This window comes from Paracoccus actinidiae (assembly GCF_030863885.1).
GTDB lineage: Bacteria > Pseudomonadota > Alphaproteobacteria > Rhodobacterales > Rhodobacteraceae > Paracoccus > Paracoccus everestensis.
This window is the reverse complement of sequence record NZ_CP132956.1, coordinates 1,123,872-1,149,182: the sequence shown is the minus strand read 5'-3', so window position 1 is coordinate 1,149,182 and position 25,311 is coordinate 1,123,872. Positions and strand designations below refer to the sequence as shown.

Sequence of the window (25,311 nt, the reverse complement as noted above, 5' to 3'; positions counted from 1 at the left end):
AACGGTCAGCATCCCCCCAGCCGGTCCACCAGGACCAGCAGCGTCTGACGGTTGATCGGATCCTGCACCTGGCCCAGGGCCTCGGTCGCGCAATGCCCCTGGACCAGCAGGTCGCGCAGCCGGGCGCGCTGCGGGGCGGGGGGCAGGGCCGGGGCAAGCGCCAGGGCCGAATCGACAAGGCCGGGGTCGCGGGGCTGCCCGCGCGGGGCGGGGCTGTCCGCCGCCTGCGCCGCCGACGCGGGGGGCGTGGGTGCGGGCGCAGCGGGTGCGGCAGCGGTCGGCACCGACACGGGTTCCGGCGCCTGCGCCGCAGCCTCGCGCACCCGCGCAAGCGCCGTCAACTCGGCCGTCAGTTCACCGACCCGGCCGGCCAGGTCGGCTGCCCGGCTTTCCTGCGCGGCGATCTGTTCTGCCAGATCGGCAGAGCGGTCCACCTGAGCCTGCGCTTGCTCCTGCTGCGTGGTCAGGTCGGCCAATGCGCCACGAGCCTCGGCGATTTGGGCGGTCAGTTGCTCCAGGTCCGTGGCAGCAGACTTGGACGCGGCATCCTGCCGGTCCCGTTCCGCCCGGCCTTCGGCAATTGCGGCGCGGATCGCGGCTTCGTCCTGTTGCAAGGTTTCCAGATCGCCTGACCGGCTTTCCTGCGCGGCAATCTGTTCCGCCAGATCCGCCAAGCGGCTTTCCTGCGCAGCAATCTGTTGCCCCAATTCGGCTAGCCGGTTTTCCTGCGTCGTGATCCGTCCCTCCAGATCGGCTGACCGGTCTTCCCCCTCCGCGATCTGCCGGGCAAGGATTTCCGACCTGCCCTCCTGCGCCTGGATCTGCTGTCCCAATTCGGCCAACCGGGCTTCCCGGGCGGCAATCTGGCGCGTCAGGTCGTCCAGGGTGGCGCGGGCGGCGTCCTCCTGTGCGGCCAGGTCCGCTGTTGCAGCCTGAAGGGCGGCATCCTGCCGGTCCTGCTCCGCGCGGCCTTCGGCGATTGCGGCCTCGATCGCGGTTTCTTCCTGCCGCAATGCCTCAAGCCTGGCACGGGCCTGGGCCAGGCGGGGTTCCAGTTCGGCAGCCTCGGATTCCATGGTGGCGATGACCTGGCGCAAGGCATGGGCCTGGCCCGGCAAATCATCCTGCGCGCCCGCTGGCGCCCAGGCAAGAGCGGCGGCAACTGTTGCAAACCCGAAAACCCGATACAAGACGCACACAATAACCGCCCCTTTGCGCCGTTCGATGATGGGACACCGGGGATGTTTGTCAATGCCTTGTGGTCATGCCAGCCGCAAACGGTGGCGGCTGACCAGCAAAGCGCGGGTATCGCGCAATTCCTGATCCATCCGCGCCGTGTCCCAGTTCAGCGCCCCCGCGCAAAGGGCCGCGATCCGGTCCAGGTCGCGGCGCGACAGATGCCCGGTGACGGCCAGGGCGGTGCGGCGCATCACCAGATCCGGCAGGTGGCGCACCCGTTCGTGGCGGACCAGCCAGTCCAGTTCCGCCAGCGAGTGATCCGCGTCTGCCAACATCGCCGGGGCGGCGCCTTCAGCTGCCAGGATCGCCCGCGCGCCCGTGCCGTATCGCGCCAGCAGCACGCCGGCGCGGGCGGGCGTGGCGCCCGTCTCCCGCCCGGCCCGGTCCGCCCAAGCCGCAGGATCGGCGGGGTAATCCCGCCCGCCGCCGATGGGCATCAGCTTGGTGTCGCGCTGCCGGGGCCGGTCCAGACGCGCCAGGACCGTGTCGGCCACTTCCTCGGCAAAGCCCCGGAAGGTGGTCCACTTGCCCCCGACAAGCGAGATGACGGGCCATGGACGCGCCTCGTCCGGTTCGGCCACCGGCGCCGAATGATCGCGGCTGATCAGGCCCGGATTGGCCGCGTCGGATGCCGGCAGCGGGCGTATCCCGGAATAGGCATAGACGATCTGGTCCCGGCCGAAGGACAGGCCCGGCAACAGCCCGCGCAGGGCATCCAGGAAATAGTCGATCTCGCCGTCGTCGCAGGCCACGTCGTCGGGGTCGTCGTCGCGCGTATCGGTCGATCCGACAAGCGCCCGGCCCAGATAGTCGAAGACCAGGCAGATGCGACCATCGTCGGCCTCGAAATAGATCATCCGGCCTTGCAGCGCAGCGATCAGGTCCGGGTGATCCAGCAAAATATGCGACCCCTTGGTGCCGCCGATCAGACGCGAGGGCGCGCCAAGCGCCGCGTTCACCCGGTCGATCCAGGGACCGGCGGCATTCACCACCAGCCGGGGACGCAGCGCCTGCGGCCCGTCGGGGGTCGCCAGATGCACCACCGCGCCATCGGTACCGGCCAGCATGGCATAGTTCCACGCTGTCGAGGCGGGGTTGGCCCCCATCCCGTCCGCCAGCAGCTCCCAGACCAGCCGTTCGGGCAGGGTGACGGTCGCGTCGTAATACTGCCCCGCCGCGACGATGCGGGGCGTCAGGGGCGGGATTTCCCGCAATGCGCGCTTTTTCGACCAAAGCTGGTGGCGCGGCATGACCCGGTGGCGGCGGCCATAGAAATCATACATCGCCAGCCCGGTCTTCATCAGCACCGCGCCCCGGCTGCGCGGCGCGGTCGCGGACCCCAGCAAAGTGCGCAATGCCGCAGGCACCCCCCGGAGCCAGGAAAAGATCGGGATCACCGTGGGCAGCGGGCGCACCAGGTGGGGGGCATTGCGCAACAGCAGGTTGCGTTCCAGCGTGGATTGCGCGACCAGCCGCAATTCGCCGGTTTCCAGATACTTGATGCCGCCGTGGATCAGGCGCGACGGCGCGGCGGATGTGCCGCCGCCGAAATCGCCCTTGTCAGCGATCACGCAGCTGATGCCCTGTTCGCACAGGTCGCGGAACAGCCCTGCACCGTTGATCCCCGCGCCCAGGATCAGAACGTCGATGTCGCGGATGCCGGTCATGCCATGTCCTTTGAAAGCGCCTCGATCCGTGGCCACAAGGGCGACAGGGCAGCAACCAGGTCGGTATAGACGCCATGGCGCCGCGCCAGATCCGCCGCGCGCCGGGGATCGGGCCGATAGGTGGCGGTCAGCGCGGTCATGTCGCGCGGATCGGCGCGCGGGCTGTCGAACAGGCCCACGCCCGCCCCCGCGCACAGGGCAGCCCCCCAGGCCGCGGCCTCGTCCGTGTCGCAGGTCGCAACGGGCATTCCCAGAACATCCGCAAACAGTTGCGCGAAGACCGGGCTGCGCGACATTCCCCCCGTCAGACGCGCGGCCCCCGGGGCAAAGCCGTCGCGCAGCGCATCGACGTGATACCGGTGGTTGAAGGCGATGCCCTCCACCACGGCCCGCAGCAGGGCGCCGCGATCCTGCCAGCCATGCAGGCCCAGAAACGCTCCGCTGGCATGGGGACCGTGGGGCGACCCGAACAGGAAGGGGTGGAAGATCGCGGTCGAGGGCCGGGCCAGGGCCGCCTCGATTTCGGGGATGATGGCGGCGTGAAAGAGGCGGCCCTGCGCCTCGGCCGCGTGGCGGTCGTTGCCGCACAGCGTGTCCAGGAACCAGTCGTAATTGGCCGCCGACGCGGGCGAGATCGACATGGCGTTCCATTCGCCCCGCCGCAGCCCGTTGCGGCAAAACCACCGGGCATCCACGCGCGGTTCCCCCGACACGGTTTCGTTGATGGAATAGGTGCCGGCCACGATGGCCACGGTGCCCGCGCCGTATCCGCCCGCACCCAGGGCCGATGCGGTCACGTCATGCAGCCCGGCCACCACGGGCGTACCCGCCGCAAGCCCTGTCAGGGCCGCGGCGGCAGGGGTCACATGGCCGATCACCTCGTCTGGCAGCGCAATGGGGGGCAGGGCATCGGCCACCCCCGCCAGGCCGAAGATCGCCGGAATGTCCGCGTCAAAGCCCTGCCTGGCGACATCGGTGAAGGACGTGCTGGCCTCGGTCAGGTCGGTGCCGATATGGCCGGTCAGGCAAAAGGCCAGCCAGTCCTTGCAGGCCAAAACATGGCCGATCCGGGCGAAACGATCAGGCTGATGGTCCCGGATCCACGCAAGGATCGCCGAAGGGGCCGAGGCATGGGGCATCTGCCCCGTGCGGGCAAGCGCCGCATCGGCGGTGCCGTCGCGCAGCCAGGCATCCGCCAGATCGGCCGCGCGGCTGTCCAGCGACAGGATGCCGGGGCCAAGCGGGCGCGCGGCGCGGTCCAGCAGATACAGCCCGTCGCCATGCGCGGTCGCAGCCACCGCCGCAATCTCGGACGCGGGGCGCCCGCAGGCGGCAACCGCCTCGGCAATGGCGGCGGCGGTCTGGGACCACAATTCGCCCATGTCGCGTTCGACATGGCGGGCCTGGGGCATAGATTGCGCGACCCGGCGGCGGGCGGTGGCCAGCACCCGGCCAGCCTCGTCAAAGATCACCGCCTTTGTGACGGTCAGCCCGTTGTCGATCCCCAGAAGCAGCGCCATGCCAGCCCCCCCTTTGCCCCCTGCCACGCCCGCATAGCGCCCTTGCTGCCTGTCGCCAAGGGCGCGGGGGCTTGTGGCCAAGGCCGGGGGAATGGGCCATTCTTCCTTGTCCCAGTGGCAGAAGGCCGGAAACGATGCTGCACCTTGAAACCCCGATTCTCGAACTGATGGGGCGCGCGGCGTTCCTGTTCCTGCTGTTCATGGTGCTGTTCCGCATCCTGCCGCGCCGCACGGCGGGCGAGATGGCGCCGATGGATTTCGTCTTTCTGCTTCTTGTCACCGAGGCGGCCGCCCATTCACTGGGCGATTTTTCATCCCTGGCCGATGGCACGGTGCAGATCCTGACCTTTATGGGGCTGAATTTCTTGACAAACCGGCTGTCCTATCGCTTTCCCGCCCTGGAAAAGCTGCTGGAACACCCTCCCCTGGTCGTCGTGAAGGACGGCCGGATGCTGCGCCGCAACATGCGCCGGGAATCCCTGACCGAGGGTGAACTGATGAGCTGCCTCCGGCGCGAAGGGATTGAGGATCTGGCCCAGGTGGCCAAGGTCTTCCTGGAAGGCGACGGGCAGCTGACGGTGATCCCCAAGGCCCGCTAAGGCACGCCGCGCCCCATGCCAAAGACGTGTCTGTTCTTTTCCCCGCAAAGGGTTAATCTGCGGTTTCCGCCGGTTTGCGGCGGCCTAGGAAGGAGCCGGTCATGGCCAAGGGCATGGACAAGCGAAAACGTGACGAGAAAAAGCCCAAGAAGGAAAAGCCCAAGGTGATCGCCGCCGCCCCCAGCACCAAGGATGCGGTGGCCGGCATGATCGCCAAGAAATCCAAGTGATCCCGCCCGCTCCGCTGCCGACGGGAACCGGACCCGCCCCGATCGAGGCCGAGATGCAGATCATGCAGGCCATCGTCAAGAACTGCATGGCCCTGGGCATCGGGCAGGAGGCGGCCAACCGCATGGCCGTCCGGTCGATCCTGAACCGGCGCCGGGCCACGCCCCAGGCCTGACGCTCGCCGCGCGGAGGGGGACACGCCGGACCCGGGAACGGGGGTCCGCGCCCCGCCTTGCACGGGGTGACTTGGCATTTGTTCGCTTCCGCGAAGTCCGGGACAAAGCGGCATTTCCCCTGTCCCCGGCACGGCCGAATGACAGACGCCCTCGTCAGGCCAACGCCATGCAGGCCACCATACCCACCGATGCGCAGATCATCCGCAACGGCATCGCGGCGGGCCTGCTCGACGCGCCGCTGCGATAAATGCACACGCCATGCAAGGTGCCGGAACGGACGGCGCATCCGGCCCGGCAGGGTTCATATCCGCCAAGGAACGGAAATGGCCCGGTCTGTGAACCGGGCCATCTGCCTTACTGGTTTTCCTGCGGCCCGCCGGGGGTCTTTTCGGCCTTTGCGGGGTTCATCACGTCGAACTCCTCGGGCGAATGGGGGACGCCCTCGTGATCGCCCTGCTTGTTCTGCCGGGGGGGATCGGTGGCGGGATTGGGTTGCTTGGGGGTTTCGCGGGTCATGGATGGTCCTCCTGCGGACCAACCCCCTACGGTGTCTTGCGTTCCCCCGCCGCCCGCCCGCAGAATGTCTTTCTGCGTGATCAAGCGGGCCGGGTTCTGGCGGGACAGGAAGCTCCACAACCAGTTGATCGCCACGGCCAGGCGGGACCGCACGCCGATCAGGAAGTAGATATGGGCGATGCCCCAGATCCACCAGGCCAGCCGGCCCGTCAGCCGCAGGCGGCCAAAGTCGATCACTGCCGCGTTGCGTCCGATGGTCGCCTGGTTTCCCTGATGGGCATAGCGGAAGGGTCCGGGCGCGGGCCGCCCCGCCAGACGCCCCCGGATCAGGCGGGCCGCGTATTGGCCCTGCTGCTTGGCGGCGGGGGCCAGGGCGGGCACGGGGTTGCCGTTCACCTCGACATGGGCGGTATCTCCCAGAACCAGGATCTGCGGGTCGCCCGGCAGGGTCAGATCCGCCCCCACCATCACCCGCCCCGCCCGGTCGGCCTCGGCCTCCAGCCATGCGGTGGCGGACGAGGCCTGGACCCCCGCCGCCCAGATCACCGTCCGGCAGGGAACGTCCTCGTCGCCGATGGTCACGTGACGCGCCGACAGGTCGGTCACGGGACGGCCGGTCAGAACCTGCACGCCGCGCCGTTGCAGGGCGGCGGCCGCGTAATCGGACAAGGCGGGGGCAAAGACCGGCAACAGGCGCGGCCCGGCCTCGATCAGCATGATGCGGGAGGTGCGGGTGTCGATGCGGCGGAACTCTCGCGGCAGAACCCGGTGGGCCAGATCGGCGACGATGCCCGCCAGCTCCACCCCGGTCGGCCCGCCGCCGATGATGGCAAAGGTCAGGTGCGCGTCGCGTTCGGCGGGATCGGGCGTCAGCTCGGCGCGCTCGAAGGCCAGCAGCAGGCGGCGCCGGATGGTGGTCGCATCCTCCAGCGTCTTCAGGCCGGGGGCGTGGACTTCCCAATCGTCATGGCCGAAATAAGCGTGACGCGCGCCCGTCGCCAGCACCAGCGTGTCAAAGGGCACCTGCGTGCCATCCTCCAGCGTCACGGCCCGCGCCTGCCGGTCCACTCCGGTGACGCGGGCCAGCAGGGTTGTCACCTCGGGCCGGTCGCGCAGCACGCGGCGGATCGGCCAAGCGATCTCCGATGTGGACAGCAGGGTGGTCGCCACCTGATACAGCAGGGGCTGGAACAGGTGGTGGTTCCGCTGGTCGATCAGCGTGATCCGGCACGGGGCGCCCCTGAGATCCTGGACCAGTTGCAGGCCCGCGAACCCCGCCCCGACCACGACAACGCGATGGCCCATGGCGCGTCCCGTCAGGACCCGTCGGGCGCGACCCGCCAGATCGTGTTGGACAGATCGTCCGCCACGATCAGCGCGCCACGCGGATCCAGGGTCACGCCCACCGGCCGGCCCCGGGTGTTGTCCGCGTCCAAAAGAAAGCCCGATACGAAATCGACGGGTTCGCCGGACGGCTGCCCGTTCTGGAACGGCACGAAGACCACCTTGTAGCCGACCGGATCCTTGCGGTTCCAACTGCCGTGCATCCCCACAAAGGCGCCCTCGGCAAAGCCCCCCCCCATGACCGGGTCGGAAAAATCCACCCCCAGGGCCGCGACATGGGCGCCAAGCGCGTAATCGGGCACGATGGCCGAGGCCACCTTGTCGGGGTTCTGGGGCTGGGCGCGTTCATCGACGGTCTGCCCCCAATAGCTGAAGGGCCAGCCGTAAAAGCCCCCGTCCTGCACGGCGGTCAGGTAATCGGGAACCAGATCCGGCCCGATCTCGTCCCTTTCGTTGACCACGGCCCATAACTGGCCGCTGTCGGGCTGGATGGTCAGCGCGGTCGGGTTGCGCAGGCCCGTGGCATAGGGGCGGTGCGCGCCGGTCTGGGCGTCGATCTGCCAGATCATCGCGCGGTCTTCCTCGGCCTCCATGCCGCGTTCGGTGATGTTGCTGTTCGACCCGATGCCCACATACAGGAACCGCCCGTCGGCGCTGGCCGTCATGGCCTTGGTCCAATGGTGGTTGATCACCTTGGGCAGGTCGGTCAGCGTTTCGGGCGGGCCGCTGGCCTGGGTCTGGCCGTCGGTATAGTCGAACCGGACCACGGCGTCCTGGTTCGCCACGAACAGCTCGTTGCCGATCAGCGCCAAGCCATAGGGGGAATTCAACCCCTCGGCAAAGACCCCTTGGGTTTCATAGGTGCCGTCGCCCTCCCCGTCGCGCAGCAGCGTCAGGCGGTTGCCGCCCGGAACGGGGCTTTTGCCCAGGGCCTTGATGAATCCCGCGATGATGTCCTTGGGTCGCAGGGCGGGTGCGCCCTGGCCCTTGCCCTCGGCCACGAGGATGTCGCCGTTGGGCAGCACAAGCGTCTGGCGCGGGATCGCAAGTCCTGTGGCAATGGCGGTGATCGTGTATCCATCGGGCACGGTCGGCAGGTCGTCGCCCCAGCCGGCGGGCCGGGGAATGACCATGTCGGGCAACAGCCCGCGCCGGGGTTCCGGCAGGGCCGGTTCGGTGCCGGTGGATGTCTGGCCCAGGGCGCCCAGGGGCAGGACCGCAAGGGTGGTGATCGTCAGGAACTTGCGCATCGTCATCATCTCCATCCCTCGGCCCGGAAACCGGTAAAGCCGACCCAGGACGCCAGAAAGGCCAGGGCAGCCGATATCGCCGACAGCCACAACGCCTCGGGGAAGATGGCAAAGGCGTCCTTGGCATGGGCAAAGGCGTTCAACAGCCCCAGCACCCACATCGCCAGGACCAGCACGAAATACACGACCCGCCGCCGGTCGCTGCGCCCATGGCGGCGAAACAGCGCGATCAGCGCCCACAGCAGGACGAAACCGCCCGCCAGCAGGCCCGCGGCGTTCAGCCATTGGGCAAAGTTCGACCACTGGATCTGGTAGCTGCGCTCATAGGCGATGTCGCTGAGCAGCGTTCCCAGAAACAGCGGAAAGGGAAAGGACAGCAGGACCGCGTGCAGGGGATGAGGGGGTCTGAGAGCCACAGGGGCGGACAGGGCAACCATGGTGTTTCCTTTTCTGACCGTCTTTCGGGCTGTGGAATGAACGCAACTGCAACGGGCAGGGTTTCCCCCCGCAGTTGCCGATCCTTGCGCCGGGACCGCGAACGTGCATTCTGGCGCGATGCGCGGGCAGGATGCGGGAATGCGGGACATCCACGACGGAGACGACATTTCGGGGCTGATCCTGCGCGTTTCGCTGCGCGACAGGGCGGCCTTTGACCGGCTGTACCAGGCGACCGGCCCGAAACTTTTCGGCACCTGCCTTCGTATCCTTCGCAACAAGGCCGAGGCCGAGGAAGCCGTGCAGGAGGTGTTCGTCAAGATCTGGCTCAAGGCCGACCGCTTTTCGGTCACGGGTCAAAGCCCGATGTCCTGGCTGATCGCCATTGCCCGCAACCAGGCCATCGACCGGTTGCGGATGCGGCGCGATGTCACCGGCGGCATCGACGACGCCGCGCTCGACATCCGCGACCCCGCCCCCACCCCCGAGGCCCGCAGCATCGCGCGCGCCGAACGCCGGCAACTGGACGGCTGCCTGTCGCAACTGGACGGCGACCGCGCGGCGGCGGTCAAGGGCGCCTATCTCGAAGGCGACAGCTATGCCGACCTGGCCCTGCGCCATGGCGTGCCTCTGAACACCATGCGGACCTGGCTGCGGCGCAGCCTCTTGCGCCTCAAGGAGTGTCTGGAGCAATGAGCGTGGACACCGATCTGCCCGAAGGGGGCGATGACATCCTGGCAGCGGAATTCGCCCTGGGGGTGCTGCCCGACGAAGACCAGGCGGCCTTGGCCCGGCGCGCCGACATCGACCCGGCCTTTGCCCGCCTTGTGGCCGACTGGCAGGACCGGTTGCTGCCCCTGGCCGACGAATTTGCGCCCGCCGTCCTGCCCCCGGCGGTAAAGGGCGCCTTGGACCTGCGGCTGTTCGGCGCGGTTCCCGAACGCCCCGGCGCGTGGCGCAGCCTGGCGTTGTGGCGCGGCCTGACCGCCGCCGCAACGGCGGCTTTCCTGCTGGCCCTGTCGCTGCCCTTGCTGTCGCCCCCCCCGCCCACGCCCGAAATGCGCCTGGTCGCGCTTTTGGCGCATGAAGGCAGCAACGTGCATTACATGGCAGTCTATGACACGGACGACGGCGCGGTCGGCCTGTCGCACCTGTCGGGCAATCCCGCCCCAGGCCAGGATTTCGAACTGTGGGTGATCCGGGATCCACAGCGTCCCCCGGTATCCCTGGGCGTCATTCCCGCGGGCGAGGCTGCGGCGCATCTGGCCGTGGACGACCGCACCCGCGCCCTGGTCGAGGCGGGGGCGCAACTGGCCATCACCCTGGAACCGCAGGGCGGATCGGCCACCGGCCTGCCCAGCGGCGCGGTGGTGGCGGCGGGCGACCTGCGCGGCATCTGACGCGCCGGCAAAAAAAAATCCCTACGGCCCTGAAACTATCATCGCCGCCCCTTCGTGACTGCTTGCATCCCCCGACCGATGGGGGGCGACACTCAAGGAGGATTTGTCATGAAAACGATCACCACGGCCCTTGTTGCGGCTAGCCTGTCGCTTGTCACCGGCGCAGCCATGGCTCAGGACAACCCGATGGTCGGCGGCGCCGCCATGATGGCCGACAAGACCATTGTCGAAAACGCCGCCAATTCGGCCGACCATACCACCCTGGTCGCCGCCGTGCAGGCCGCGGGCCTGGCCGAAACCCTGTCCGGTCCCGGTCCCTTCACCGTCTTCGCCCCCGTGAACGCCGCCTTCGAGGCGCTGCCTGCGGGCACGGTCGAAACCCTGCTGAAGCCTGAAAGCAAGGAAACCCTGACGACCATCCTGACCTGCCATGTGGTCGGGGCCGAGGCGATGTCGGACGCCATCGCCACCATGATCGCCGATGACGGCGGAAGCCATGTCGTGGAAACCCTGGGCGGCTGCAAGCTGACGGCGCAGGCTGCGAACGGCACCATCACCCTGACAGATGAAAACGGCACCGTGGCCAATGTCACCATCGCCGATGTCGATCAGTCGAACGGCGTGATCCACGTCATCGACGCGGTGCTGCTGCCCAAAAGCTGACCGGCTCCAACCTTTCGGGCAGGCGGGATGTCCCGTCTGCCCCTTTTAATCCATTCCCTGAAAAGGAACGCGATATGGCTGCACTGAAACCCGTCTGCCTGTCCCTGCTGTTGTCCTCCCTGGCCGCGCCCGCATTCGCCACGACCCTTGTGGGCCTTGGCGCCGACAACGACCTGCACTGGCTGGACACGGATGCCTGGACCCGCACCGGCGGCGTTGCCGTGACCGGCGTGGATGCGCGCCTGCTGGGCATCGACGTCCGTCCCGCCGATGGCAAGCTGTATGGCCTTTACGACGACGGCACCCTGGCGGTGATCGACCACATGACCGGCGCGGCCCAGAAGGTCAGCACGCTGGCGACCACCCTGCCCGCAAGCGTGGCCGCGACCGTCGATTTCAACCCGGTCGCCGACAAGCTGCGGGTGATGGGCAGCGACGGCACCAGCCTGCGCGTGACCGTCGACACGGGCGAGGTCGTGACCGACGGCAGCCATTCCTATGCCAGCGGCGACACCCGTCCGGGCGTGATCGCCGGGGCCTATACCAATTCCGTGGCGGGGACTGACGCCACCCAGCTTTACGCCATCGACGGTGCGGCTGGCTGGCTGGTCTTGCAGGATCCGCCCAATGACGGCGTTCTGAACCCGGTGGGCGAACTGGGCGCGACCCCGGCCCAGGCCGCATTCGACATCGCCGCCGACGGCCAGGGGAACAACCGCGCCTGGCTGGTGGCGGCGGGCGGGATCCACTCGGTTGATCTGGAAAGCGGCGCGGCCAGTCCCGTCGCCCGGATCGAGGGCGTGGATCTGCGCGACATCGCCGTTCTGCCGGACTGACCGGCCCCGGTCCTGACTGGCAAAGGTCGCCATCCAGGCACGGTCCTCCGCAGGGTGGGGTCCACCCCGCCCTGCGATCACCCCTCGACCTGGCCCGCTATCAGGTCGGGCGAGATCTCCTTCCAGAAACCCGCGATGCGCTCGGCGTTCAAGGGTGACATCCAGCCGTGGCGCTCGAAATCCTCGCGCAGCCGGGCGTTGGTAAGCTGGCTGGAAAACAGCCTCTTGTCTGCGTCGCGCTGCGTGGGGGTGCGCGCCTTCACGGCCTCCAGTATCCGGCGCAGCCGTTCGGCGCGCGGCGAGGGCACAGGCCCCTGCCCCACCGGCGCAGGCATGGGCGCAGGACCGTCAAGCGCCGCCGTCAGATAGCCGATCTTGCTGCGCACCCCGTCCTTGCCCTCGACATAGGACAGCTTCGCCAGCACCTGATCCTCGCCATGCGATGTCAGCCACTGGCGCGCCAGCCGGTCGCTGACGCCAAGCGCGCGCAGCCGGGCATAGACCGGGCCATGCCGCGCCCCTTCCCCGTCGTCGATGTCCAGGATCGCCAGTTGCGGGTTTTCCCCGATCAGAAAGCGGATATCGGTGACGGCCCGGCCCGCCTTGCGGACCTCGGGCGTCAGGACGATGTTGCTGGTCTTGTTCACCTCGGCCACGGCGGGCTTGATGATCTTGGCGTTCAGGTGCTTGAACGTCTCGTAATAGGCCGATCCATCGACCCCCATCAGGCGGCGGAACAGATCGATGGGCCACCATCCCGTCGATCCCGTGCGCACGAAGCGATAGCAGTTTTCATAAAGCGCAAGCGCATGGCCGGATGTGAAGCGCCGCTGGATGTTCAGGTTGATCAGCGCGAATACCTTGGGATCGTGCAGCTTTTCCGCAAGCGCCGGGGAATAGGCGTATTCGCACACGCCGCCCTTCAGCCGCGCAAAGGACAACAGGCTGCTGACACCCCATTCCTGCTGGCCCTTTTCGTCCAGCATATCCCATTCCGCCACCGTTTCGGCCAAGCCGCGCAGCGATTGCTTCAGCGTGTCCATGTCGTTCGAATTATAGCCGATCATCAGGCACAGGGTGCGCGCGTCGATCTGGTGGCGAGTGCTGGTGATCAGCGTGTCATAGGCGTTGAGCAGCAGCACGTTGGACAGCTTGCGCTGCAACAGCGTCAGCTTGCCCGACACATGGATCGCCGCGACGTGCTTTTTCACCGCCCCCCGGCGCAGAGCGCCAGCCAGTTGATCGCGCGGAATATCCTGCATGGGCCTGTCCGAAAGCTGCGGGTTTTCTGCATCATGGCAACAAAGGTGCCCGTTGGCAATCACGCCTGGGGCACCATAAGGGTTGCGGAATGCGGCGAAGCAACGTCCCGCAAACGGGTGCCTAATAGTATGTGCCGATTTTAAAGGTGCCCTTTTACAGGATGGAATGTGAGTTCAAGACCGCATCTTGCCCCCTGTTGCGCCTTTGAAGGACCAAATTGGCCCGATCCTGCGAATCGGATCCTCCTATCCCGGAATCGGGCACCCATCATCCTGCTCATGGGTGCCTTTCATCCTGAATATGGGTGCCCTATGGCGATTAACCCATTGAGGAAAAATAATTTAATGAGGGTAAAGATCTTAAAGAGAGTCATAGATCCTTAAATCGTAGAGGGTCTTTTCAGGATATATACAGGGTTTCGCGGCGAAACTTGCCCTAATTCCAGAACTTTTGCCTTTCCATGTGCCGGAGTTTGCGGAAAGACTGCAATCTGCAGCACATCCCTGGAACGATGACATGTCCACAGGCAAAGACCCCCTGCCCCCTTACTTCAACATCGATCCCGCCAAGGCGGCCCGGCGATTGTCAGAACCCATCGACACTGCCCGCTTTGCCAAGGCCGCCGCCTTTGCCGCACGGGGGCGTCAGGATCTGGCTGAACGCGGCTATGCCCCCGACGGCCAGAAACGCCTGCGCCGCTTTTCCACCTGGGAGGTGTGCCGATACCTGATTCCGGTGGCCCCCGCCCATTTTCGCCGGGTGCTGCGCAAGTTCCCCGACCTGCCCCAGGGCACCGGCGAAGGCAATTCCAAGTGGTTCAGCCTGGACGACGTGCTGCGCCTGCGCGACCACTTCGCGGCCGAGGGTGCGGCAGGCCGGGAATACCGCCCCTGGCGCCCCGAGGGGTTGCCCGCCAAGACCATAGCCGTCGCCAATTTCAAGGGCGGCGTTGGCAAGACCTCGACCGCCGCGCATCTGGCGATGTCGGCGGCGCTTGACGGCTACAAGGTGCTGGTGATCGACCTGGACAGCCAGGGCAGCATGACCTCGATCATGGGGGGCAAGGTGGGGGACGAATGGTCCACCGCGTTCCCTTTGCTGGCCAAGGACTATGCCCTGGCCCTGCAAGGCGAGAACCGCGTCCGGGAAGCTGCGGGCCAACCTCCCCTGCCCTTCGACGAGACCCTGACCGAGGCGCTGACCATCACCGCCCGCGACGTAATCCAGACGACCCATTGGCCCAACATCGACCTGCTGGGCGCGCAGTTGAACCTGTACTGGGCGGAATTCCAGGTGCCCGTCTGGCGAATGGGCCTGCGCGGCTGGCCGTTGTGGGACGCGCTTGGCAATGCACTGACCAGCGACGGGATCGTCAACGACTATGACATCATCATCCTGGATACGCCGCCCGCGCTTGGCTACCTGACGATCAATGCGCTTGCCGCGGCTGACATCCTGCTGGTGCCGCTGGGCGCGTCCTTTCTGGAATTCGATTCGACGGGCCGGTTTTTCGATATGCTCTATTCCACCTTTGCCAGCGTCGAGGATGGGGAAAACGCCGCCCGTCGTCGGGAAGGCCTGCCCGAGATGCGCTTCGAATGGGATGCCGTGCGTGCGATCATCACCCGCTTCGATGCCGCCCAGCAGACGGATCTGGCCAATGTCATCCAGGCCTATTTCGGGGATTTCATGACCACCTTCCGCCAGGACGTCACCGCCATGGTCGGCCAAGCGGGCGAACAGGTAAACGGCATCTACGAGGCCGATTACCGCGAGTTCAACCGCGACACCTATGTCAGGGGACGCGAAACCTTTGATCGCACCTGGGCCGAGGTCAAGGAACTAATCCTGGGCGCCTGGTGGCGCGATCTTCAGATGGACCAAGCCGAGCGGGAGAAGGCCAATGGTTAAGCGCAGGCGCCTGGAAACCCCCAGCACCGACGACCTGTCCCGGATCGAGGCAGAGTTTCGCCGCGAAACCCATGGCCGGCCTTCGGTCGGGCCGGGCATCGCGCCCATCGCCCAGATTGCCGCCGATACGGCCGCGCGGGGATCGGTGGAAACGGCCGATGCGCGGGCCGCGCGGGCGCGCGACCAGGCGGATGCGGAACGGCTGCGAAAGGCGGAAGGGCAGGGGCTGCTGATCGTGGAACTGCCGCTGGAGCAGATCGACGAGGGCGCGATGATCCGCGACCGCATGGTCATGGACGAGGGCGAGATGACGGAACTGCGCCTGTCGATCGCGGCCAACGGGCTGCGCCTGCCGATCGAGGTGTTCGAACTGGAACGCCCGGGCGGGCAGGGAATGCGCTATGGCCTTTTGTCGGGCTATCGCCGGCTGCACGCCATGCGGGCGCTGCATGACCTGACGGGATCGGCCGCTCATGCCCGGATCCGCGCCCTTGTCCGGCCCCGCACCCAGGCCGACGCCGCCTTTGTCGCCATGGTCGAGGAAAACGAGGTCCGCGAGGAGCTGAGCCATTTCGAACGCGGCCGCATCGCCGTGATCGCCGCCAACCAAGGTGCCTTCGCCAATGTCGAGGACGCGGTGAACCGGCTGTTCGCCACCGGGTCCAAGGCCAAGCGGTCCAAGGTCCGGTCCTTCGCCCTGATCTTCGAGGAACTGGGCGATATGCTGCGGTTCCCCGAGGCGCTGACCGAAAAACGCGGGTTGCGCCTGTCCACCGCCCTGCGGGACGGATCCGAGGGACGCCTGCGCCAGGCCCTGTCATCGGGCAACCCCCAGGATGCCGAGGAGGAATGGCAGCTTGTCGAGCCGGTGATCGCCAGATCGGAAGCCGCCCCCCGCAGCCCGTCGCGCGGCGGTCGGCCGCGCACCGCCGCGCCGGTCCAATATGGCTGGATCGACGGGCAGACCCTGCGCACCACAAGCGGCATCACCATTCGCCGCGCCCGGGACGGCATGGCCCATGTTCTGCGCCTGGAAGGAGGCATGATCGACGACGAGTTGATGGACAGCCTGATGGCGGAAATCCGGTCGCTGTTGGAAAAATAGGTTTCGCTGCGAAACCCAAAGTTTACCTTACGTAAACTTGGTGCAAGCATCTGCAAGGGGTTGCCTCGCCGCCCCCGTTTTGCAACCTCGTCGGGGAACCACATCCCCCAGACAGGCGTTCGACGCTGGCCGCCTGCGGCCAGACGACCTGCCGCCGCAAGCCAAGGAGAGGCTGTGACAAAGACGAAAGACTTGGTGATCCTGTCGCTGATCGCCCTTATCATTTGTGCCGTTTTCATCTTCGATCTTTACGTCCGCCTGGGCACGGCAGTCTGGCTGATCTATATCATACCGCTGGCGCTGAGCTTCCTGACGACCATGTCCTGGGTGCCGATGGCGACTGCCGTTGTTACCGGACTGGCCATGGCGGCGGCCTTTTTCTTGGACGGGCAGGCGGGCATCGATCCGCGCATCGCCGCGCTCAACCGGACCATGGCGGGCCTGGTGTACCTGGTCCTGGGCAACATGGGCCGGACCCTGATCCGAAGCCGCAAGGATCTGGCCCGGGAAGCCTGGATCCGCGAAGGCGAGGTCGAGATATCCCAGGTCGTTCAGGGCGATCCCAGTGCCGTGCAACTGGGCGAAAGCGCCCTGGCGATGCTGGCCGAACGGGTGGGCGCGCGGGCGGCCCTGGCATACGGCACGCAGGCAGGGAGCGTGGACCGGCTGGCGGCCTGGGGGGTCGACGGGACGGTGGCACCCGACCGGGGCGTTTCCGGCCATCTGGCCCGCAGCCTGTCGGAAGGGCGGGTCGTGCAACTGACGCTGGCGCCCGACCAGGCGCTTGGCTGGGGGTCCGGCCTGGCGCAGGGGCGTGCGGCCCATGTCCTGATCGTGCCCCTGCGCGAAGGGGGACAGACCGAAGGCATCCTGGAATTCGGCTTTGACGCCCCGCCCCCGGGGCGGGTGACGGATCTGCTGGGCCGGGTGGGCGAACGACTGGCCTTGGCGCTGCGGTCGGTCCATTACCGGCAACGCTTGCAGGAATTGCTGGAGGAAACCCGCCACCAGGCCGAGGAACTGCGCAGCCATGCCGAGGAACTGGCCGCAACCAATGAGGAACTGGAGGAACAAAGCCGCGTCCTACAGGACAGCCAGCGGCGGCTGGAGGAACAGCAGGCCGAGCTGGAACAGCAGAACAGCCAGTTGGAGATCCAGACAACCGAACTGGAAAGTCAGCGCGACGCCCTCGCCCGGTCGCGCCGCGACCTGGAAGGCAAGACGGTCGAACTGGCGCGCGAAAGCCGCTATAAATCCGAATTCGTGGCGAATATGTCCCACGAGTTGCGCACGCCGTTGAACGCGCTGCTGATCATGTCGCGGCTGCTGGCCGAGAACCGGGGCCGCACCCTGACCCCCGAACAGGTCCGCTGGGCCGAGACCATCGAGAGTTCCGGCAAGGATCTGCTGGTCCTGATCAACGACATCCTGGATCTGTCCAAGATCGAGGCCGGCAAGATGGAGGTCGCGGTCGAACCCATCGACCCCCGGAGCATTGCCAAGAAGCTGGTCCGTGCCTTCGAGGAACAGGCCCGTTCCAAGGGGCTGGAACTGGGGTTCGAACTGGCGCCGGGCCTGGGACGGGTCCAGACGGATCCGGCGCGGCTGGAACAGGTGCTGCGCAATTTCCTGTCGAATGCGTTGAAATTCACCGAACGCGGCCGGGTGACGCTGCGCATCGCGCCCGCGACGGGCGGCGGGACCGCGTTTTCGGTCACCGACACCGGCATCGGCATCGACGAAGGCCAGCAGGACGCCGTCTTCGAGGCGTTCCGCCAGGCCGACGGCACCATTTCCCGCCGCTTCGGCGGCACGGGCCTGGGCTTGTCGATTTCGCGCGAACTGGCCGACCTTCTGGGCGGGCGCATCACCCTGGACAGCAGATCGGGCCGGGGCAGCACCTTCACCCTGACCTTGCCGGACAGGCCGGACGCCGCCGCGCCGGCACCTGCGCGGCTTCCCGACGCCTCGCCCGCGCCCGACCTGGCCGCGGCAGGGCAGGGGGGTGACGACAACGCGCCGCTTGCGGCCCTGCCGGGGCTGTCGGACGACCGCGACATCATCGCGCCGGGCGACCGGGTGATGCTGGTGGTCGAGGATGATCCGGCCTTTGCGGGCGTCCTGCTTGACCTGGCCCATGAACTGGGCTTCCGCTGCGTCTGCGTGGACCGGGCCGACGACGCGGTGCGCGCGGCCAAGCGGTTCCTGCCCCATGCGATCGTTCTGGACATCCGCCTGCCGGATCATTCGGGCTTGTCCGCGCTTGACCGGCTGAAGCGCGACACGGCCACGCGGCACATCCCCGTCCATGTGATCTCGGCCGAGGATTACATGCACGAGGCGATGGCCCAGGGGGCGATCAGCTATATGCTGAAGCCGGTGGCGCGGGGGCAGCTGGAAACCGCCATCCGCAGCCTGGAACAGCGCCTGCAGGGCCGGTTGCGCCGCGTCCTGATCGTCGAGGACGACCCCGCCCAGATGGAGGGGTTGCGCGCCCTTCTGGCCAGCGACGAGGTGGAAACCGTGGGCGCGGGCACCGCAGCCGAGGCGTTTCGGATCTGCCAAAGCCAGACGGTCGATTGCATCGTGCTGGACATGACGTTGCCCGACGCATCCGGGTTCGACCTGCTGGAACGGCTGGACGGCGACGGCACGGCGGCCTTTCCGCCGGTCATCGTCTATACCGCCCGCGCCTTGTCGGATGCCGAGGAACAGCAACTGCGCCGGTACTCCAAGTCGATCATCATCAAGGGTGCGAAATCGCCCGAACGGCTGGTGAACGAGGTGACGCTGTTCCTGCACCAGGTGGTGTCCGAACTGCCCGAAAAGCAGCGCCAGATGCTGGCCGCGTCGCTGAACCGCGACGCGCAGCTGGAAGGACGGCGGATCCTGGTGGTCGAGGACGACATCCGCAATGTCTATGCCCTGACCGGGGTGTTCGAGCCGCATGGCGCCACCGTCCAGATCGCGCGGAACGGGCGCGAGGCGTTGGAAGCCCTGGGCCGCATCAACGACGGCGCCGCGCCGCGCGTCGATCTGGTGCTGATGGACGTGATGATGCCGGAAATGGACGGGCTGACCGCCACGCGCGAGATCCGCAAGATCGACCGCTGGAAGACGCTGCCCATCATCATGCTGACCGCCAAGGCCATGGCCGAGGACCAGAACCGCTGCATCGAGGCGGGGGCCAACGATTACCTGTCCAAGCCCCTGGACGTGGACAAGCTGCTGTCGCTGACCCGGGTCTGGATGCCGCGATGACGGTCGAGCCCGTCGCCACCGATCCCGCCGATGTGGTGGAACTGGATCTGTTCCTCGAGGCGCTGCACCGCCGCTGGCATTACGATTTCCGGTCCTATTCCCGCGCCTCTCTGATCCGGCGGGCAGAACTGGCGCGCGAACGGCTGGGCTGTGCCAGCCTGTCGGAACTGCAGGGGCGGCTGTTGCGCGACCCCGCCATCCTGCCCGACGTGATCGACGCCATGACGGTGCAGGTCAGCGAACTGTTCCGCGACCCCAGCTATTACCTGGCGCTGCGGCGCGAGGTGGTGCCGCATCTGCGGACCTTTCCCTCGCTCAAGGTCTGGGTGGCGGGCTGCGCGGACGGCGAGGAACTGTATTCCCTGGCGATCCTGCTGCGCGAGGAAGGGTTGTTCGACCGCACGTTGTTCTATGCGACCGAGATCAACCGCCGCGCCCTGGCGCGCGCCGAGGCGGGCGTCTATCCCATTGACCGCCTGCCGGTTTTTTCGCAGAATTATCAGCGTGCGGGCGGGACCGGGACGCTTGCGGATCATTACACCGCCGCTTATGGACGGGTGGCCTTTGACCGGGGGCTGCGGGACCGCACGGTCTTTACCGAACACAACCTGGCCACCGACCAGGTCTTCTCCGAGGTGCATCTGGTGTCGTGCCGCAATGTCCTGATCTATTTCGACAGTCCCTTGCAGGACCGCGCCCTGGGCCTGTTCGCCGGGGCGCTGACACGGGGCGGGTTCCTGGGCCTGGGGTCGCACGAAACCCTGCGCTTTTCGCCCCATGCCCGGCATTTCGCCGCCTTCGACGAACCCGACCGCATCTGGCGGCGCGTCGCCAGCCACGAAGACGCCCATGCCTGACACCATGCCCGATACCGCCATCCGTTTCCTGGTCGTCGATGACATCGCCGAAAACATCCTGGCGCTGGATGCGCTGTTGCGCCGGGACGGGCTGATCGTCGATCACGCCCAGTCCGCGTCCGAGGCGCTGGAGCTGATGCTGGTCCATGATTACGCCCTGGCGCTGTTGGACGTGCATATGCCCGGTACCGACGGATACGATCTGGCGGAACTGATGCGGTCCACGGAACGCACCCGGGGCGTGCCCATCATCTTCGTCACCGCCGCTGAACGGGATGAAACCCGCAGGTTCCGGGGATACGAGGCGGGTGCAGTCGATTACATCTTCAAGCCCATCGACCCCGTGGTGCTGAAATCCAAGGCCGAGGTGTTCTTTCGCATCGGCCGCCAGGCCCGCGACCTGCAACGCCAGCACGACGAGATGCAGCGCATTGCCCATGACCGCGACCGCGCGGCCAGCCTGCTGCGCGCCCATGCCGACAATTCGCCGCTGGCTTTCGTGACGCTGGATCAGGATCTGGTAATCCGCGACTGGTCCAAGGGCGCCGAACGGATGTTCGGGCGGGGCGCAGCCGACCTGCTGGGTCAGCCCGCTGCAGGCACCGGCTGGCTGGACGAGGAGGGGGCGGCCATCCTGGCAGGATGGCTGGCGCCCGGGGACGGGGAACCCCGCCATTCGGCGGAAATGACGCTGGGCCATGCCGGGCGGGGTCCGATCCCCTGCGAGATTTACGGATCCATCCTGTCGGGCAAACAGCAGCGCACCTTGTCGCTGCAAATCCTGGACATCACCGACCGCAAGCGGGCCGAGGAAGTGCGGTCCCTGCTGGTGGGCGAGTTGAACCACCGCATCAAGAACACGCTGGCCAATGTCCAGGCCATCGCGCGGCAGGGGATGCGCCGGTCGCGCGACCTGGCAGAGTTCGAGAAAAGCTTCGTGGGCCGGTTGCAGGCCTTGTCGCGCGCCCATTCCATCCTGTCGGATTCGACCTGGGCCAGTGCGCCGCTGGACCAGTTGATCGACGACCAGATCCGCGTGGGCACCCTGGACGGCGACCGGTTGCGCCGCCACGGGCCTGCGGTCGAACTGACGCCCGACACCATGCTGCGCATGGCGCTGACCCTGCACGAACTGGCGACCAATGCCGCGAAATATGGGGCCTTGTCGGTGCCGGGGGGCGTTGTCCACCTGGATTGGCGGCTTGACGACGGGGGCCTGTGCCTGACCTGGCGCGAAACCGGGGGGCCTGCCGTGGTCCCGCCCGTACACAGCGGTTTCGGATCGGACCTGATCGCCGCGGTCGCCGGGGGCGAGGACGGGGCCGTGGCCGCCGACTGGCGCCCCGAAGGGGTCGTCTGGACCATCCGCCTGTCGGACGGGGCCAAGGCCCTGGACGGCGCCTCAGCGCCCGTCCATGCCGCACCTGATGGCCCGGCGGGAACCGGCACCGTCTTGCGCGGTTGCGCCATCCTGGTGGTCGAGGACGAGCCTCTGGTTGCGCTGGACATCCAGGCGGAACTGGAGCTTGCGGGCGCGGGCCGTGTCCAGATCGCCCGCACTGTCGATGCCGCCCTGACGGCCCTGGCAGAGGAACGCTTTGACCTGGCGCTGCTGGACGGCAACCTCAAGGGCCAGCCTGTCGATGCGGTGGCCAACGCGTTGCGCCAGGGGGCGGTGCCCTTTTGCTTCGTGTCCGGCTATGGCCGCGAACACCTGCCCCAGGGATTCGAGGATGCGCCGCTGATCCAGAAGCCCTTTCCCCCTGCATCGCTGCGCCAGATCCTGTCCGAGCTTTTATATCTGCCCACGGCCCGCGCGGCGGAATGACGCCTCAGGCCCGCGTCGTCGCCCAGAAGGCCGGAACCGTGCCGCCGCGGTAATCGGGTGCCGGGGCCAGGGTGATCCGGTCCGCCAGCAGGATCTGGCGCAGGATCTCTGGCACCATGGCGGCGGCGACGTGGCGGCCCAGGCAGGCGTGGTGACCCATGCCAAAGGTGAAGCTGTCGGACAGGTCGCGGCCCGGATCGAACCGCGTGGGATCGGGAAAGCCCGCCGGGTCGAACATCGCCGCATGGGTTATGGCCAGCACCGTGGCGCCCGCGGGAACGGTCGTCCGGAAGGGCGTGTCCGGGGCCAGTTCGGTCGGACGATGGCAGACCCGGAAGAAATAGGGGAAGGCCGGGTTGAAGCGCAGCGCCTCGAACACATGGCCGTCAAAGGGCGGGCCCCCGGTCCGGGCGGCGTGATGGGCGGCGGCCCAACGCGCGGGATCGCGGCGCAGTTCGGTCAGCGCATTGCAGACGGCGTGGGACGTGGTTTCCACCGCGCCGATCAGCAACCCGCCGATGTTGAAGATCGCATCCCGCAGCCCGAACTCCAGCCCGCCGTCCAGGGCCAGCCGCACCACCCGCGTCGCGGGATCGCGCGCGTCGCTGCCCAGCCGGACCGCCGCCGTGCGCCGCGCGACCAGACGGCCCAGATAAAAGGCCATGGACAGGCTGGCGCGCTTGCGTTTCTCGATGATGGCGTCCTGGTCGATGCCGGGGATCACGTCGTCGAAAGGCTGGTTCCAGAAGGCGTCCTGCTGGTTCCAGTATGACCAGTCGATCAGCTTGTCGGGATCGGCGCGGGTCAGCCCGAACCATTCCTGCACCAGATCCACGGGCACGCCCCGCGTCACCCGGCGCACCAGGTCGAAATCGCCGGGGGGGCCGTCCAGCAGATCGCGCGTGCGTTGGCCGATCCAGTCGCGCATCCGGGGGATGTCCTCGATATCCAGGACGGTCTTCATCAGCGACTTTTCCCGCCAGTGACCGGCCGTGTCGTCCTGGGCCATGAAATAGCCGCCCTGCTTGGGCGCATAGAGGTCCACGCCGAAGACCTGGTGGCGCCGCAGCACCGTCATGCAATCGGCAAATCGCGTGACCAGCGTCACCCGGCCCAGATCCCAGACGGGCCGTTCTTCGCGCAGTTCCGCCAGGAAGGGCAGGGGATCGGCAAAGATCAGGCGCCGCGCCTCGGCCCATCGGGCGGGGGCGGGCAGGGCGTCGATCCGGTCGAGGTGCTGGCCCATGGTGTTCTCACAAGGATTTCATGTATTCGACCAAGGCGCGCCGGTCGTCGTCCGAAAAGCGGTCGGCGCCATAAACATGGCCCTCGTTGCTGTTCCCTTCGATCACCCGGCCCGCGTCGTCATGGCTGCGCAGCAGGAAACCGGTGCCCTCGGTGCCGACATAGCCCACGTTCACCGGGTCGAAGTCGCGCCCGCCGACCCAGAATTCGCGGCTGCGCCTGTCGGGCGGCAGCAGCAGTTCGTACAGCGAGGGGACCGATCCGTTGTGCAGGTATGGCGCGGTGGCCCAGATCCCGTCCAGGGGCCGCGCCTTGTACGCCAGCGTCGCCACATCGGGCGTGGTCAGGCAGGCCAGGCGGTCGGCGGCACGGGGATCCTCGGACGACGGTCCGACCTCGATCCCCGGCAGATGTCGGATGCCGAAGAAATTGTTGAAGCCTGCGCGCACCAGATCCGGGGCCTGCGCGATCAACGCGCCGCGCACCGCCGTGGCCAGCATATTGGCGACCGGCGCCTCGGCCCGCAGGCGTTGGCCGGTATTGTCCTGCACCCCCTGCATGGGACCGGTCGGACCGGAATAGACAAAGGCGTTGCAGGCCATCCAGATGTCGGTCAGGTTTTCGCCTCCCGTATCCTGAAAGGCCAGCATCCGTTCGGTAGGCTCGCCCGCGCGCTGATCGCGCTCGGTCAGGTGGCAGGCGGCGCAATGGTCGGAAAACAGCGCCTCGCCCCGGCCGCGCAGATCCTCGTCGATGACCGGAAAGGTGGCGGGCCAGGCGGGGGACTGCAAGTCCTTGACCAGCAACTCCATTTCCACAAGGTTCCGGGTGCGGATCGAGCTTTGGTAATGGATCAGCGCGCCCGCGCCGGGCAGTTGCGGGGTGATCAGGATTTCGCCGAACACGCCCAGAACCTCGCCCGTGTTGCGGCCAAGGGCGCCGTATTCCAGGTCGTCGCCGGGCAGTTGCAACCGGCTGTTCTGGGCGATGCCGTTCCATTGCACCCGTTCCTGCTTGGCGATGCCCCACAGGAAAGGATAGCTGACCGGCGCGTTGGCGGGGTTGCCGTCGCCCGCCGCCGCGCCATTGAACATCAGGATCTTGTTCAGGATATGGCCCACCGCATCCAGCCGTCCGGGACCATAGCGCAGGTCGGTGTCGTTCATCTGCGCGGTCAGATCCTGCCATGCCAGCAGCTTGTCAAAGGACGCTGCCAGCAGGTCGCGGTTGGCGGGCGTGTCGCGGTCCGCCAGGACGGCCCCGGCGAAACGGTCCCATTTGTCCGCATCAGCGCGGGTGGCGTGCAGGGCCGCGTCCAGATCCTCGATGAAGCCCTGGAAATCCACAAGGGACGGGCCGCCGTCGATGGTATAGTCCACCCCGTCATGGCGCATCCGGGCCGTGTGGCAGGCCGCGCAGTTCAGGCCCAGCCAGGGTTCGACCGCCTCGCCCTCGGCCCGCTGGCCTTCGTACCACCGCAGGCCCGTCACCCTGAAGTCCGCGTCCGGCTGGCGATCATTGGCAAAGCCTATGGGCAGGATGCGGTCGCTGCCGTCCGGGGGCGGCAGAAAGCCGAAGCGGGACAGGTGGTCGATGTCGCCAAAGGGTTGGTCGGCATCCGCCCGTTCCAGGGCGTCGAACCAGGCGCGCGGCATCAGGCGCGATCCCTGGGTGGCGAAATACCAGGCCTCGCGCTGCTGGGGGCTCCAGCCCTGGTCGGCCTGGACGGTCTCGCCGTTGTTCCGGCAGCCGGCCGTAGCCAGGGTTGCGGCCAGGACGCCTGCCAGCAGAGGCGGCGTTTTCAGCCCGGAAAAACGGGCAACCGGATACCAGCTCGGCCGCATGAGGAATGCTCCGAATTTGCGGTGTCGTAACAAGACAGGATCAGCGTCCTATAATTCGGAAAGATAATCAACATTATTCCACCCGAGTCGGCCGGAAATCCCGATGATCCATTCCAAACTCGAA

At 67.3% G+C, this 25,311-nt stretch carries 22 protein-coding genes; 13 read left to right on the top strand and 9 right to left on the bottom strand.

Annotated elements, in window-relative coordinates; genetic code table 11:
- Positions 1–5: 5 nt before the first annotated feature.
- The 3 genes from Q5701_RS05760 to Q5701_RS05750 all read right to left on the bottom strand — a co-directional run bounded on the left by Q5701_RS05760 (position 6) and on the right by Q5701_RS05750 (position 4,426).
- Positions 6–1,199: a coiled-coil domain-containing protein gene (locus Q5701_RS05760; protein WP_306754287.1), complete on the bottom strand. Its 1,194-nt coding sequence runs from the start codon at positions 1,197–1,199 to the stop codon at positions 6–8.
- A gap of 63 nt (positions 1,200–1,262) precedes the next feature.
- On the bottom strand, positions 1,263–2,906 hold the full coding sequence (locus tag Q5701_RS05755; protein WP_306754286.1) for a glycerol-3-phosphate dehydrogenase/oxidase: 1,644 nt from the start codon (positions 2,904–2,906) through the stop codon (positions 1,263–1,265).
- A complete protein-coding gene (locus tag Q5701_RS05750) occupies positions 2,903–4,426 on the bottom strand; it encodes an FGGY-family carbohydrate kinase (protein ID WP_306754284.1) in 1,524 nt (507 codons plus the stop codon). The genes Q5701_RS05755 and Q5701_RS05750 overlap by 4 nt, the downstream gene beginning before the upstream one ends.
- A gap of 134 nt (positions 4,427–4,560) precedes the next feature.
- Between Q5701_RS05750 and Q5701_RS05745 the strand changes: the two genes are divergently transcribed.
- The 4 genes from Q5701_RS05745 (at position 4,561) to Q5701_RS05730 (ending at position 5,676) form a co-directional block, all read left to right on the top strand.
- Positions 4,561–5,025, top strand: a complete 465-nt coding sequence (locus tag Q5701_RS05745) for a DUF421 domain-containing protein (protein WP_306754281.1) — start codon at positions 4,561–4,563, stop codon at positions 5,023–5,025.
- 101 nt (positions 5,026–5,126) lie between these two features.
- Positions 5,127–5,255 carry a hypothetical protein gene (locus Q5701_RS05740; protein WP_306754279.1) on the top strand — a complete coding sequence of 43 codons (129 nt, stop codon included), beginning with the start codon at positions 5,127–5,129 and terminating at the stop codon, positions 5,253–5,255.
- Positions 5,252–5,428, top strand: coding sequence for a hypothetical protein (locus Q5701_RS05735; RefSeq protein WP_306754277.1), 177 nt, complete (start codon positions 5,252–5,254; stop codon positions 5,426–5,428). The genes Q5701_RS05740 and Q5701_RS05735 overlap by 4 nt, the downstream gene beginning before the upstream one ends.
- Before the next feature lie 71 nt (positions 5,429–5,499).
- The gene (locus tag Q5701_RS05730; RefSeq protein WP_306754276.1) at positions 5,500–5,676 is read left to right on the top strand and encodes a hypothetical protein; all 177 of its coding nucleotides are present in this window, start codon (positions 5,500–5,502) and stop codon (positions 5,674–5,676) included.
- Positions 5,677–5,783: 107 nt separating this feature from the next.
- Here the strand turns inward: Q5701_RS05730 and Q5701_RS05725 are convergent, their stop codons facing one another.
- The 3 genes from Q5701_RS05725 to Q5701_RS05715 are packed head-to-tail and all read right to left on the bottom strand — an operon-like array spanning position 5,784 to position 8,976.
- Positions 5,784–7,250, bottom strand: a complete 1,467-nt coding sequence (locus Q5701_RS05725; RefSeq protein ID WP_306754275.1) for an NAD(P)/FAD-dependent oxidoreductase — start codon at positions 7,248–7,250, stop codon at positions 5,784–5,786.
- 11 nt (positions 7,251–7,261) lie between these two features.
- The gene (locus Q5701_RS05720; protein WP_306754273.1) at positions 7,262–8,548 is read right to left on the bottom strand and encodes a PQQ-dependent sugar dehydrogenase; all 1,287 of its coding nucleotides are present in this window, start codon (positions 8,546–8,548) and stop codon (positions 7,262–7,264) included.
- Positions 8,545–8,976, bottom strand: a complete 432-nt coding sequence (locus Q5701_RS05715; RefSeq protein ID WP_306754272.1) for a DUF2231 domain-containing protein — start codon at positions 8,974–8,976, stop codon at positions 8,545–8,547. The genes Q5701_RS05720 and Q5701_RS05715 overlap by 4 nt, the downstream gene beginning before the upstream one ends.
- Before the next feature lie 139 nt (positions 8,977–9,115).
- On the opposite strand from Q5701_RS05715, the gene Q5701_RS05710 reads away from it, so the two are divergent.
- The 4 genes from Q5701_RS05710 (at position 9,116) to Q5701_RS05695 (ending at position 11,873) form a co-directional block, all read left to right on the top strand.
- Positions 9,116–9,670 carry a sigma-70 family RNA polymerase sigma factor gene (locus tag Q5701_RS05710; RefSeq protein ID WP_306754271.1) on the top strand — a complete coding sequence of 185 codons (555 nt, stop codon included), beginning with the start codon at positions 9,116–9,118 and terminating at the stop codon, positions 9,668–9,670.
- On the top strand, positions 9,667–10,374 hold the full coding sequence (locus Q5701_RS05705; protein ID WP_306754270.1) for an anti-sigma factor: 708 nt from the start codon (positions 9,667–9,669) through the stop codon (positions 10,372–10,374). The genes Q5701_RS05710 and Q5701_RS05705 overlap by 4 nt, the downstream gene beginning before the upstream one ends.
- Positions 10,375–10,482: 108 nt before the next feature.
- Complete coding sequence (locus Q5701_RS05700) at positions 10,483–11,037, top strand: fasciclin domain-containing protein (RefSeq protein WP_306754269.1); 555 nt, start codon at positions 10,483–10,485, stop codon at positions 11,035–11,037.
- 74 nt (positions 11,038–11,111) lie between these two features.
- A complete protein-coding gene (locus Q5701_RS05695; RefSeq protein ID WP_306754268.1) occupies positions 11,112–11,873 on the top strand; it encodes a DUF4394 domain-containing protein in 762 nt (253 codons plus the stop codon).
- A gap of 77 nt (positions 11,874–11,950) precedes the next feature.
- Here Q5701_RS05695 and Q5701_RS05690 read toward each other — a convergent pair whose 3' ends face one another.
- Complete coding sequence (locus Q5701_RS05690; RefSeq protein WP_306754267.1) at positions 11,951–13,135, bottom strand: replication initiation protein; 1,185 nt, start codon at positions 13,133–13,135, stop codon at positions 11,951–11,953.
- 517 nt (positions 13,136–13,652) lie between these two features.
- Between Q5701_RS05690 and Q5701_RS05685 the strand changes: the two genes are divergently transcribed.
- The 5 genes from Q5701_RS05685 to Q5701_RS05665 all read left to right on the top strand — a co-directional run bounded on the left by Q5701_RS05685 (position 13,653) and on the right by Q5701_RS05665 (position 22,098).
- Positions 13,653–15,047, top strand: coding sequence for an AAA family ATPase (locus tag Q5701_RS05685; RefSeq protein ID WP_306754266.1), 1,395 nt, complete (start codon positions 13,653–13,655; stop codon positions 15,045–15,047).
- Positions 15,040–16,152: a ParB/RepB/Spo0J family partition protein gene (locus tag Q5701_RS05680; protein ID WP_306754265.1), complete on the top strand. Its 1,113-nt coding sequence runs from the start codon at positions 15,040–15,042 to the stop codon at positions 16,150–16,152. Before Q5701_RS05685 ends, Q5701_RS05680 begins: the two co-directional genes overlap by 8 nt.
- A 174-nt stretch (positions 16,153–16,326) precedes the next feature.
- Complete coding sequence (locus tag Q5701_RS05675; RefSeq protein ID WP_306754264.1) at positions 16,327–19,413, top strand: response regulator; 3,087 nt, start codon at positions 16,327–16,329, stop codon at positions 19,411–19,413.
- Positions 19,410–20,270: a CheR family methyltransferase gene (locus Q5701_RS05670; RefSeq protein WP_306754263.1), complete on the top strand. Its 861-nt coding sequence runs from the start codon at positions 19,410–19,412 to the stop codon at positions 20,268–20,270. The genes Q5701_RS05675 and Q5701_RS05670 overlap by 4 nt, the downstream gene beginning before the upstream one ends.
- Positions 20,263–22,098, top strand: a complete 1,836-nt coding sequence (locus tag Q5701_RS05665; protein WP_306754262.1) for a response regulator — start codon at positions 20,263–20,265, stop codon at positions 22,096–22,098. Before Q5701_RS05670 ends, Q5701_RS05665 begins: the two co-directional genes overlap by 8 nt.
- Positions 22,099–22,102: 4 nt before the next feature.
- Here Q5701_RS05665 and Q5701_RS05660 read toward each other — a convergent pair whose 3' ends face one another.
- Together Q5701_RS05660 and Q5701_RS05655 are read right to left on the bottom strand one after the other, a co-directional pair.
- Entirely contained in the window at positions 22,103–23,344 is a 1,242-nt protein-coding gene (locus Q5701_RS05660) for a cytochrome P450 (protein ID WP_306754260.1), read from the bottom strand.
- A 7-nt stretch (positions 23,345–23,351) separates the two neighbouring features.
- A complete protein-coding gene (locus Q5701_RS05655) occupies positions 23,352–25,187 on the bottom strand; it encodes a di-heme-cytochrome C peroxidase (protein ID WP_306754259.1) in 1,836 nt (611 codons plus the stop codon).
- Positions 25,188–25,311: the final 124 nt, after the last annotated feature.